Source organism: Tianweitania sp., from assembly GCF_032053605.1.
In the GTDB taxonomy this organism is placed as follows: domain Bacteria; phylum Pseudomonadota; class Alphaproteobacteria; order Rhizobiales; family Rhizobiaceae; genus Tianweitania.
On record NZ_DAMBUH010000005.1, the window covers coordinates 75,764 to 86,806 of the forward strand.

The 11,043-nt window shown below is 59.8% G+C and carries 7 protein-coding genes; 6 read left to right on the forward strand and 1 reads right to left on the reverse strand.

Annotation, left to right across the window (positions count from 1 at the left end; genetic code table 11):
• Positions 1 to 75 precede the first annotated feature (75 nt).
• The 4 genes from RTX98_RS02790 to RTX98_RS02805 all read left to right on the forward strand — a co-directional run bounded on the left by RTX98_RS02790 (position 76) and on the right by RTX98_RS02805 (position 4,969).
• Positions 76 to 816 (forward strand): cytochrome c biogenesis CcdA family protein, encoded by a 741-nt coding sequence (locus tag RTX98_RS02790; protein ID WP_312794410.1) that lies wholly within the window; start codon positions 76 to 78, stop codon positions 814 to 816.
• 76 nt (positions 817 to 892) lie between these two features.
• Positions 893 to 2,251 carry a bifunctional UDP-N-acetylglucosamine diphosphorylase/glucosamine-1-phosphate N-acetyltransferase GlmU gene (gene glmU, locus RTX98_RS02795; protein ID WP_312794411.1) on the forward strand — a complete coding sequence of 453 codons (1,359 nt, stop codon included), beginning with the start codon at positions 893 to 895 and terminating at the stop codon, positions 2,249 to 2,251.
• A 113-nt stretch (positions 2,252 to 2,364) separates the two neighbouring features.
• Positions 2,365 to 4,188 carry a glutamine--fructose-6-phosphate transaminase (isomerizing) gene (gene glmS, locus RTX98_RS02800; protein ID WP_312794412.1) on the forward strand — a complete coding sequence of 608 codons (1,824 nt, stop codon included), beginning with the start codon at positions 2,365 to 2,367 and terminating at the stop codon, positions 4,186 to 4,188.
• Positions 4,189 to 4,273: 85 nt separating this feature from the next.
• The gene (locus RTX98_RS02805) at positions 4,274 to 4,969 is read left to right on the forward strand and encodes a DUF502 domain-containing protein (RefSeq protein ID WP_312794413.1); all 696 of its coding nucleotides are present in this window, start codon (positions 4,274 to 4,276) and stop codon (positions 4,967 to 4,969) included.
• On the opposite strand, the gene recG is transcribed toward RTX98_RS02805, so the two are convergent.
• The gene (gene recG, locus RTX98_RS02810; RefSeq protein WP_312794414.1) at positions 4,955 to 7,063 is read right to left on the reverse strand and encodes an ATP-dependent DNA helicase RecG; all 2,109 of its coding nucleotides are present in this window, start codon (positions 7,061 to 7,063) and stop codon (positions 4,955 to 4,957) included. The two genes, RTX98_RS02805 and recG, sit on opposite strands and share 15 nt — an antisense overlap.
• Positions 7,064 to 7,195: 132 nt before the next feature.
• On the opposite strand from recG, the gene RTX98_RS02815 reads away from it, so the two are divergent.
• Positions 7,196 to 7,495: a succinate dehydrogenase assembly factor 2 gene (locus RTX98_RS02815; protein ID WP_189502124.1), complete on the forward strand. Its 300-nt coding sequence runs from the start codon at positions 7,196 to 7,198 to the stop codon at positions 7,493 to 7,495.
• A complete protein-coding gene (gene mfd / locus RTX98_RS02820; RefSeq protein WP_312794415.1) occupies positions 7,492 to 10,986 on the forward strand; it encodes a transcription-repair coupling factor in 3,495 nt (1,164 codons plus the stop codon). Before RTX98_RS02815 ends, mfd begins: the two co-directional genes overlap by 4 nt.
• Positions 10,987 to 11,043: the final 57 nt, after the last annotated feature.

Below are 11,043 nucleotides of genomic sequence, written 5' to 3' on the forward strand. Positions count from 1 at the left end.
CTTGGCACATTGGGCTGTTGGCCTGATCTAGGCTATAGGCCATGCGGAACGTTCGAGCAGGGCACTTTTCAGATCATGGCAGTCGACGTCGGTTATCTTAGCGCAGTCGGAGCCGGAGCCTTGTCGTTCCTGTCGCCCTGCGTGCTGCCATTGGTGCCGCCCTATCTTTGTTACATGGCTGGCGTGACCGTCGATGATTTCCGCGACGGTCGGATGGCTCCCACGGCACAACGATCTGCCTTGGCCAGCGCCGGTCTGGCGTTCGTACTGGGTTTCTCGACAGTCTTTGTTCTGTTGGGCCTGACAGCTTCGGCCTTTGGCCGTCTGCTTCTCGCCTATAAGTATGAGCTCGGCTTCGTTTCCGGCGCGATCATCATGCTGATGGGACTTAACTTCCTCGGCGTCATCCGCATTCCGTTTCTGTCGCGCGAGGCGCGGTTTCAGACGGAAGGACGACCGGCGAGCTTGTTTGCCTCTTATGTCATGGGGCTCGCCTTCGCCTTCGGATGGACACCTTGCATCGGTCCGGTGCTGAGTCCGATCCTGACGCTGGCTGCGGGTCGCGGCACGCTGACAGAGGGCGCGACGATGCTTGCCGCTTATTCGCTAGGCCTTGGCATCCCATTTCTGGCGGCGGCCTTCTTTTCCGGTGCCTTCATGCGCTTTCTTGGGCGGTTCAAGGTTCATCTGGGGCGCATAGAAAAGGTCATGGGCGTGCTGCTCATCCTTGCTGGCTTGGCCTTCATGACCGGAGGCATCCAGACGGTGTCCTACTGGCTCCTCGAGAGTTTTCCGGTTCTTGGCCGTCTTGGCTGAAGCGAGCGGTGTGAAAGTTCCTTTTTTAAGAGAGCTGCGCTAGACGGGCTTCATCACCTTGTTGCGGAGCCGACGCATGCCTGATCGTAGCTGTTTGTCCATCGTCCTTGCGGCCGGCGAGGGCACCCGCATGAAGAGCGCTTTGCCGAAGGTTCTGCATAAGGTGGCAGGCCTCCCCCTTGTTGGCCACGTCGTTGCAGCCGCGCGCGGTGCAGGTGCTGGCGACATTGCGGTCGTGGTGGGGCGTGGTGCAGATGAGGTCCGCGCCGCGATCGATGCGAAGGAAGGTTTGCTGGAAACTTTCGTGCAGACGGAGCGTAAGGGCACTGGGCACGCAGTTCTGGCTGCTCGTGAAGCACTCAGCCGTGGCTATGACGATGTGCTCGTGCTGTTCGGCGACACACCGCTTGTGCAATCCGACGCTTTGCTGACCGCGCGCGAAAAGCTCGCATCCGGTGCGACCGTTGTGGTCATGGGCTTCCGCACAGACAAGCCTGCCGGCTACGGCCGCCTGATTGAAGGCCATGGTGCGCTCACCGCGATCCGCGAGGACAAGGATTGCTCGGAAGAAGAGCGTGCCATCACCTTCTGCAATGGTGGCTTGATGGCGATAGCCGGCGCCCATGCGCTGGCTCTGCTGGATGCGATTGGCAACGACAACGCCAAGGGTGAGTACTACCTGACCGACATCGTTGCCATTGCGCGGAAACAGGGGCTTGCTGTCGTGGCTGCAGAGGTCGATGCGCAGAGTGTGCTCGGCGTCAACAACCGCGTCGAGCTTGCCGAAGCGGAGTCGCTCTGGCAGGTCCGTCGTCGCCGGGCGGCGATGCTTGATGGCGCGACGCTGATTGCGCCGGAAACCGTGTTCTTCTCGCATGATACGGCGGTCGGTTCAGACACGGTCATCGAACCGAATGTGTTTTTCGGTCCGGGCGTCACTGTGGATGGCGGCGTGACCATCCATGCCTTTTCGCATCTTGAAGGCACGACGATCGGCCTGGGCGCGGAGATCGGGCCCTTCGCGCGGCTCCGGCCAGGTGCGGAACTTGGCGAGAAGTCGAAGGTCGGCAACTTCTGTGAGGTCAAGAAGGCCAAGGTTGGTCCGGGCGCCAAGATCAACCACCTTACTTATATCGGCGACGCTTCTATCGGAGCCGGATCCAACATCGGTGCCGGCACCATTACCTGCAATTACGACGGCATGAACAAGTTCAAGACTGAGATCGGCGCAAACGCCTTCATTGGCTCGAACTCCTCTCTTGTTGCGCCAGTCAGCATCGGCGATGGCGCATATGTGGCTTCCGGTAGCGTCATCACCCAGGACGTTCCAGGCGACGCGTTGGCCTTCGGCCGTGCACGCCAGAAGACGATCGAAGGTCGTGCCGAAGACCTCAGGGCTCGTCAGCGCAGCATCAAGGAAGCGTCATCCAAATAGGTGCAGCGGCATGCAGAATGGCTGCAACGTTTCGATACCATAAGTGACTTCTTAACTGCCGGCGATAAACGTAGATCACGCTGGGATTTAAAGCCGGATTCGAGGGATAGTTTATGTGCGGAATTGTCGGGATCGTCGGCCGGGGTCCAGTCGCGCCATTGATCGTGGATGCGCTGAAGCGTCTTGAATATCGCGGCTACGATTCCGCAGGCGTCGCCACCATCGATGATGGACAAATGGAACGTCGTCGCGCCGAAGGTAAGCTGGTCAATCTTGAGAAGAAGCTGGAGGCCGAACCGCTTGGCGGCCGCATCGGCATTGGTCATACTCGCTGGGCGACGCATGGCGTACCGAACGAAACGAATGCCCACCCGCATTTTTCGACCGACGTTGCCATCGTCCATAACGGCATCATCGAGAACTTTGCCGAGCTTCGGGCAGAGCTGATCGCCGACGGCTATGTGTTTGCCTCGCAGACCGACACCGAGGTCGTCGCGCACCTGATTTCGCGCGAGTTGAAGCGCGGCAGCGCGCCGGTTGAAGCCGCTCATAAGGCGATCAAACGGCTGGAAGGTGCCTTCGCCTTGGCCATCATCTTCCCCAGCCATGACGACCTGATCGTCGCCGCTCGGAACGGTCCGCCACTCGCCGTCGGTCATGGCGATGGTGAGATGTTCTTGGGCTCCGACGCTGTCGCTCTTTCGCCCTTTACGGACGCAATCACCTATCTGGAAGACGGCGATTGGGCTGCTATCCAGCGAAATGGCGTTACGATTTACGACATCGATGGCCGTGAAATCGAACGTCCACAAACTAAGGCACGCTCTACCAGCTTCATGGTGGACAAAGGCAACCACCGTCACTTCATGGAAAAGGAAATCCATGAACAGCCGGAAGTGATCGGCCACACGCTGGCGCATTACCTTGATTTCGTTGAAGGACGCACCCGCGACATCCCGCTTCCGTTCGATTTCAGCCAGATCGACCGACTGTCGATCTCCGCCTGTGGCACGGCTTTCTTGGCTGGCTCGGTCGCGCGCTATTGGTTCGAGCGTTACGCTCGGCTTCCGGTCGACATCGATGTCGGTTCCGAGTTCCGTTATCGCGAAATGCCGATCTCGCCCAACAGCGCGGCTTTGTTCATTTCCCAGTCTGGTGAAACCGCGGATACGCTGGCTTCCTTGCGCTATTGCCGCAGCCAGGGTGTACCGATTGCGGCGGTTGTAAATGTTCCGGAATCAACGATCGCCCGTGAATCAGATGCGATCTTCCCAACCTTAGCAGGCCCGGAAATCGGCGTGGCTTCGACCAAGGCTTTCACCTGCCAGCTGGCTGTTCTAGCAGCTCTTGCGGTTCGCGCCGGTGTGCAGCGCGGTTATGTCTCGCCTGAACAGGAGCGCGAACTCGTCCGCTTCCTGTCCGAAGCCCCGCGCTTTGCTACGGCAGCGTTGAAGCTCGATAACCAGATCGAGAAGCTAGCGCGCGAGCTTTCGCAGGTGAAGCACGCGCTTTATCTTGGTCGCGGAACGAGCTTCCCGTTGGCCATGGAAGGAGCGCTGAAGCTCAAGGAAATTTCCTACATCCACGCCGAAGGTTATGCGGCCGGCGAGCTGAAGCACGGACCGATCGCGCTGATAGACGAAGACATGCCAGTGATCGTGATCGCGCCACATGACCGCAACTTCGACAAGACCGTATCCAACATGCAGGAAGTCGCCGCGCGTGGTGGCCGCATCATCCTGATTACGGATACCGAGGGTGCGCGGCGGGCCACGATCAACGCGATGGAAACGATCATCCTGCCAGACGTTCCGGAGATCATCGCGCCAATCGTCTATGCTCTACCGATCCAGATGCTGGCTTATTTCACAGCCGTGTTCATGGGGACCGACGTCGACCAGCCGCGTAATCTTGCCAAGTCAGTCACTGTGGAGTGATCCGAGTACAGACGCGCAAACGCCTCTGTCATTTGCCCGATAAGCGTTCTCAGCTAAGAAGGAGCGCACAGGGGCAGGTGGCACAATGGCGGATCCAATCAAGCCGCGCGGCATGGCGCGGATCAGAAACTACTTTCTGACGGGCGTCGTGGTGATCGCGCCGCTCGCGATCACCGCCTACCTCACCTGGTACTTCATCCATCTCATTGACAGCTGGGTGAAGCCCTACATTCCTTATCGCTACAATCCTGAGAGCTACCTGCCGTTTGCCATCCCAGGCTTCGGCTTGGTAGTCGCATTGATCTTCATCACGCTTGTCGGCTTCCTCGCTGCCAACTTCATCGGTGGCTCGATCCTCAAGTTCGGCGAGCGCATTCTCGATCAGATCCCCCTGGCCAGAAATGTTTATCGTGGCCTGAAGCAGATCTTCACGACGGTACTCGATAACCGCAGCGAGTTGTTTAAGAAGGTTGGGCTGGTTGAATGGCCGCGTCGTGGCACATGGTCCATCGTCTTCATTCCCAAGCAGCAGGACTCAGAGATCAACGCAGCGCTGGCTGAGCGTGAAGGCAAGGTGATGGCAGTATTTCGGCCCATTACGCCGAACATCACCACCGGTTACATCATGTATGTGCGCGAGGAGGATGTCGTGCCGCTTTCGATGTCTATCGAAGAGGCCGTTCGCTTCCTGGTTTCCGCCGGCTTGGTCACTCCCGAATTCCATGGGTCACGCGCGGATGTGGAAGCCAAGCTCCCGGCAGGATCGTTACCCGGCTCGTAGCAGACGCACGGCTTCGTCGCGCCCGAAAAGATACAGCAGGTGTCGAATAGCCTCGCCACGTTCCGACTTGAGGTCGGGGTCGCGCTGCAGAAGCAAGCGCGCATCATCGCGCGCGATCTCCAGCAGATCGGAATGCACGTCCAAGCGAGCGACACGGAAGCCCGGGGTGCCCGATTGCTTCGTCCCCATCAACTCGCCTTCGCCCCGTAGCTTGAGGTCTTCTTCGGCGATGAGGAAGCCGTCTTCGGTGTCACGCAGCACGCTCAGTCGTTTGCGCGCGGTTTCGCCTGCCGGCTCCTTGTAAAGCAGGACGCAGGTCGATGGCTTCGAGCCGCGACCGACGCGTCCGCGCAATTGATGTAGCTGCGCCAGACCGAAGCGCTCAGCATGTTCGATCACGATGATCGTGGCATCGGGTACGTCCACGCCGACCTCGATAACGGTGGTCGCGATGAGGATGCGTGTCTCACCCTTCTTAAACGCAGCCATGGCCACGTCCTTGTCGGCACCCTTCATTCGGCCGTGGACCAGACCAATCCGGTCACCGAACAAAGGCTGAAGCTTCTTGAAGCGATCTTCCGCCGACATCAGCTTGATTTCTTCGGACTCGTCCACAAGCGGACAGATCCAATAGATCTTCTGACCATCGGCGACGGCAGCCTGCATGCGCTCTACAAGTTCGTCGATACGTTCCAGCGGCAGTGTGACGGTCTTGATCGGCTGACGCCCCACCGGCTTTTCGGTCAGGCGTGACACGTCCATGTCGCCGAAGGCGGTCAACACGAGCGTGCGCGGGATCGGCGTTGCGGTCATCACCAGCATATCGGGCGCCGCACCCTTGGCGGTCATGGCCAAGCGCTGATGCACACCGAAGCGATGCTGCTCATCGACGATTGCCAGAACGAGATCCTTGTAGCTGACGCCCTCCTGGAAGAGCGCATGCGTGCCGACGACGATATCGATGCTGCCGTCCGCCAACCCGGCAAGAATTTGGGCTCGCTCGGCGCCTTTCTCGCGTCCCGTCAGCACTGCGGTCGTGAGACCGGCTTTTTCCGCAAGCGGTGCGATGGTCGCATAATGCTGACGTGCCAGGATTTCGGTTGGAGCCATCAAGGCAGACTGTCCGCCTGCTTCCGCAGCACGCGCCATCGCAAGCAAAGCGACAACCGTCTTGCCCGCACCGACATCACCCTGCAGAAGCCGAACCATACGTTCGGGATCTGCGAGATCCGCTTCAATCTCTTCAAGGGCATTAGCTTGGCTGCCGGTGAGGCTATAGGGCAATGCAGCCTTTACGGCCTCGACAATTCGGCCATCACCATCAAGTGGCCGTCCAGCCAGACGCCGCATGCGCGATCGCACAAGGGCCAGCGCGACCTGGCTTGCAAGCAACTCGTCATAAGCCAGCCGCCGCCAGGCGGGGCTTTCAGGCGCAATATCCTCCGGCTCCTCGAAATGGTGCAGCGCGCGTAGAGCACTGTCGAAGCTCTGCCAACGCTCGCGAGCAACGAGGCTCGCATCCAGCCACTCGGGAAGCGGCGATATTCGCTCGACGGCGGCGGACAATGCCTTGCGCAAGACTTTGCCGGAAAGGCCTGATGTCAGCGGGTAGACTGGTTCGAGCAACGGCAGGGATGCCGCATCTTCCAGCAAAGCGATGTGGTCGGGATGGACCATGTTCGGGCGGCCGTTGAACCACTCCATCCGACCGCTGACGATGACCGTCTCACCTTCAGGTAGTTGCTTCTCCAGCCATGTGGCATGACCGCGGAAGAAGGTCAGCGCCAGCTCACCGGTGTCATCATGTGCAAAGACCCTGTATGGCACAGATCGATTGCCGCTTGGTGGCGGCTGATGCCGGTCCACACGGACTTCCAGCGTGACGATCGCACCTTCTGGGGCGTAGGCGATGCCAGGTCGGTTGCGTCGATCGATCATGCCTTGTGGCAGAACGAAGATGAGGTCACCGATGCGAACCTCCCGATCCGAGACATCGACAGGCACTATATTCTTGAGCAATGCCGAGAGCTTAGGACCAACGCCTTCAAGCGATGTCGCAGGAGCAAACAGGGGATCGAGTTTGGGTGGACGCATGATGTTGCTGTAAGCGTTTCCGATTGAACTTCCAAGATAAGGCCGGCTGCCGGGTTACGAAGGCTGACACTTCGTTCTTGCCGCGTTATATCGCCGTTCAAACTCGCTTCTCAACGCATCAAGGCCTCATCCATGACCGGCACAACCCGCTCCAGCGACGGACTCGATCCGCGCGCCAAGAAGGCGCTGCTTCGTTCGTGGCGCCGCGGAATACGGGAAATGGATCTCATCCTCGGTCGTTTTGCCGATGCTGAAATTGGCACCTTGAACGAAGAAGAAATCGAACAATATGAGCGGCTTCTGGACGTTCCCGATGTCGACCTCTTCTCCTTTATGACTGGCGAACGCACCGCTCCGGAGGCGGTCGACACCCCTATGTTCCGGCGCGTCGTCGCATTCTCCCGTTCGCAAGGCTTGGCATTTCCCTCATGACGCTTCTTCCCAAACTCGGTCTGCCGAAATCCAACCTCGGTTCGATCACGCTTGATGGCGTTGCGGATGGCTTTGAAGCCTTTGCCTTGGCGCGTGTGGTTGTCGAAAGCGGCAGCGGCCCGGTGATCTTCGTTGCGCGCGACGGCCAGCGCTTGCCGGCCTTTGCGGATGCGCTCGCTTTCGTCGACCCAACGATCCCGGTGCTTCAGTTACCCGCCTGGGATTGTCTTCCATATGACCGTGTCTCGCCGGGCGTCGACTCGGCCGCCCGGCGCCTCGAGGCTATGAGCGCGATGATTGCGCTACGCCAGAAGCCGCACCGTGCGGTGATCCTGACGACAGCCAATGCGACGCTGCAGAAGATGCCGCCTGCGGACATCTTGGCGGCACAGTCCTATTCGGCTCGTCCCGGCAATCAGATCGACATGAAGGGTCTGATCGCCCGGCTCGAAAGCGAGGGCTTTGATCGCGTCGGCACGGTTCGCGATGTCGGCGAGTTCGCTGTGCGCGGCGGCATCCTTGATCTCTTCGTGCCAGGCACGCCGGAGCCGTTACGCCTGGACTTCTTCGGCGACACGCTGGAATCCATCCGCGCCTTCAACCCGGCGGATCAGCGTACGACAGGGCAGCGCAAGGAATTCGTGCTGCAGCCGATGAGCGAGATCACGCTGGATGCGGAAACCATCAGCCGTTTCCGCAAGAACTACGTCGCCACCTTTGGCGCACCGAGCCGAGATGATGCGCTTTACGCAGCGATCAGCGAAGGCCGGCGTTTTGCAGGCATGGAACACTGGCTGCCGTTATTCTTCGATCGCGTTGAAAGTATATTTGACTATCTTCCTGATGTTCCTGTGATTTTTGATTACCTTGCACGCGAGGCGATCAGCGAGCGCCATACGCTGGTGACAGACCACTACGAGGCGAGGAAAACTCAAGGAAGCGGCAAGGAGTTCGGTGACGCGGTCCCGTACAAGCCGATACGGCCTGAACTGCTCTACCTGACCCCCGACCATGTTGCGGCAGCCGAGAAGGACCGGTTATCGATCGAGTTCACGCCGTTTGATGCGCCGGAGGGCGGCCGTAAGGTGCTGCATGCGGGCTCGCATGGCGGTCGCAGCTTTGCTGAAGAGCGCGCCGATCCGAAAGCCAACGTCTTCGAGGCAGTGGCGAAATACATTGCCGACGAGCGCGCTGCCGGTAAGCGCATGGTGATCGCCGGGTGGAGCGACGGTTCGCTTGATCGCTTGAGTTCCATTCTCGAAGAGCGCGGGCTTGAGAACCTGATCATCGTGGATCGTCTCGCCGGCGTCGAGAAGCTGAAGCCGGGGCAGGCGGCCCTTGCGGTGCTGCCAGTCGAGGCAGGCTTTTCCACCGCAACGATGACGGTTATTGCCGAGCAGGACATCCTTGGCGACCGCCTGATCCGCCGCAAGAAGCGCAAGAAGGCTTCGGACTTCATCGCCGAAGTGGCCTCCTTGGCAGCGGGTGACATCGTGGTTCACGCGGATCACGGTATTGGCCGCTTCGTCGGGCTTCAGACCATCCAGGCAGCGGGCGCGCCGCATGATTGCCTTGAGATCCGCTATTCCGGCGATGATCGTCTCTTCCTGCCGGTCGAAAACATCGAACTTCTGTCGCGTTACGGCTCCGAAGGTACGGAAGCGACGCTCGACAAGCTGGGCGGTGTTGCCTGGCAGTCGCGCAAGGCCAAGCTGAAGAAGCGCCTGCTTGAGATGGCAGGTCAGCTCATTCAGGTCGCTGCTGAGCGCAAGATGCGCGGTGCTCCCGCCATGGTGCCGCCGGAAGGTGTCTACGGCGAGTTCGCCGCCCGTTTTCCATACGACGAAACCGAAGATCAGCAGGCTGCAATCGACGCCATCCGCGACGATCTGGGTACCGGTCAGCCGATGGATCGTCTTGTGTGCGGCGACGTGGGCTTCGGGAAGACCGAAGTTGCGCTGCGCGCGGCCTTCATCGCAGCCATGGAAGGGTTCCAGGTTGCAGTCGTCGTTCCGACGACCCTGCTGGCTCGCCAACACTTCCGTACCTTTTCACAGCGCTTCGCCGGGCTTCCAGTAACAGTTCGTCAGGCGTCGCGGCTGGTAACCACCAAGGAACTGAACGAAACCAAGAAAGAGCTGACGGAAGGCAAGGTCGACATTGTCGTTGGGACGCACGCGCTGTTGACCAACTCCATTCAGTTCAAGCGGCTTGGTCTTCTGATCATCGACGAGGAGCAGCATTTCGGCGTCAAGCACAAGGAGCGCCTAAAGGAGCTGAAGAGTGACGTGCATGTGCTGACGCTTTCAGCGACGCCGATCCCGCGCACGCTGCAGCTTGCACTGACGGGTGTCCGTGAACTATCGCTTATCACCACCCCGCCTGTGGATCGTATGGCGGTGCGGACCTTCATCTCGCCGTTTGATCCACTCGTAATTCGCGAAACACTGCTGCGCGAGCGGTTCCGCGGCGGGCAGAGCTTCTACGTCGTGCCGCGCATTTCCGACCTGAAGGAGGTCAGCGATTTCCTGGCCGGTGCCGTGCCCGAGCTGAAGGTTGCCGTGGCCCACGGCCAGATGACGCCGACCGAGCTCGAAGACATTATGAACGCCTTCTATGACGGGCAATATGATGTCTTGCTGGCAACGACGATCGTAGAGTCTGGTCTCGACATTCCAACTGCCAACACGCTGATCGTTCATCGTGCCGACATGTTTGGTCTGGCACAGCTCTACCAGTTGCGCGGCCGCGTTGGTCGCTCCAAGCTGCGCGCCTTCGCGCTCTTCACGCTGCCGGCCAACCGCCTTCTGACGCAAACGGCGGAACGGCGATTGAAGGTTCTGCAATCCCTGGATACGCTCGGCGCTGGTTTCCAGCTGGCCAGCCACGATCTCGATCTGCGTGGCGCCGGCAACCTGCTTGGCGACGAGCAATCTGGCCATATCAAGGAGGTCGGCTTCGAGCTCTACCAGCAGATGCTGGAAGAGGCCGTTGCAGAATTGAAGGGTACAGGCGAGGTCGCGGACGGCAACTGGTCGCCACAGATTTCGGTTGGTACGGCGGTGATGATCCCGGAAAGCTACGTGCCGGACCTTCAGCTGCGTCTCAGCCTCTATCGCCGCATTGCCGAGCTGGAAGGCTCCTCGGAGATCGATGCTTTTGGCGCTGAGCTGATTGACCGGTTCGGACCTTTGCCGGAAGAAGTGCAGCATCTTCTCAAGATCGTGTTCATCAAGACGCTATGCCGGCAGGCCAATGTCGAAAAGCTGGACGCCGGCCCGAAGGGTGTCGTTATCCAGTTCCGCGAGAAGCAATTCTCGGATCCAGTGGGGCTTGTTAAGTTCGTGGGGGAGCAGGGCTCGCAGGCCAAGATCCGGCCCGATCAAAGCATCGTCTTCATTCGCGATTGGACCACGCCGGACAAACGGCTGTCCGGCTCGGCGATCGTCATGACCCAGCTTGCGCGCTTGGCGCAAAAGGCTGCGGCCTAGCGGATCATCATGACCTGGACGAGATCGCCGGCTTCCGCGGCGGGCGCAAACGGCGGG

Coding starts and splice junctions, on each gene's coding strand:
- RTX98_RS02790 (WP_312794410.1), top strand. CDS start 76: ATGGCAGTCGACGTCGGTTATCTTAGCGCAGTCGGAGCCGGAGCCTTG.
- glmU (WP_312794411.1), top strand. CDS start 893: ATGCCTGATCGTAGCTGTTTGTCCATCGTCCTTGCGGCCGGCGAGGGC.
- glmS (WP_312794412.1), top strand. CDS start 2,365: ATGTGCGGAATTGTCGGGATCGTCGGCCGGGGTCCAGTCGCGCCATTG.
- RTX98_RS02805 (WP_312794413.1), top strand. CDS start 4,274: ATGGCGGATCCAATCAAGCCGCGCGGCATGGCGCGGATCAGAAACTAC.
- recG (WP_312794414.1), bottom strand. CDS start 7,063: ATGCGTCCACCCAAACTCGATCCCCTGTTTGCTCCTGCGACATCGCTT.
- RTX98_RS02815 (WP_189502124.1), top strand. CDS start 7,196: ATGACCGGCACAACCCGCTCCAGCGACGGACTCGATCCGCGCGCCAAG.
- mfd (WP_312794415.1), top strand. CDS start 7,492: ATGACGCTTCTTCCCAAACTCGGTCTGCCGAAATCCAACCTCGGTTCG.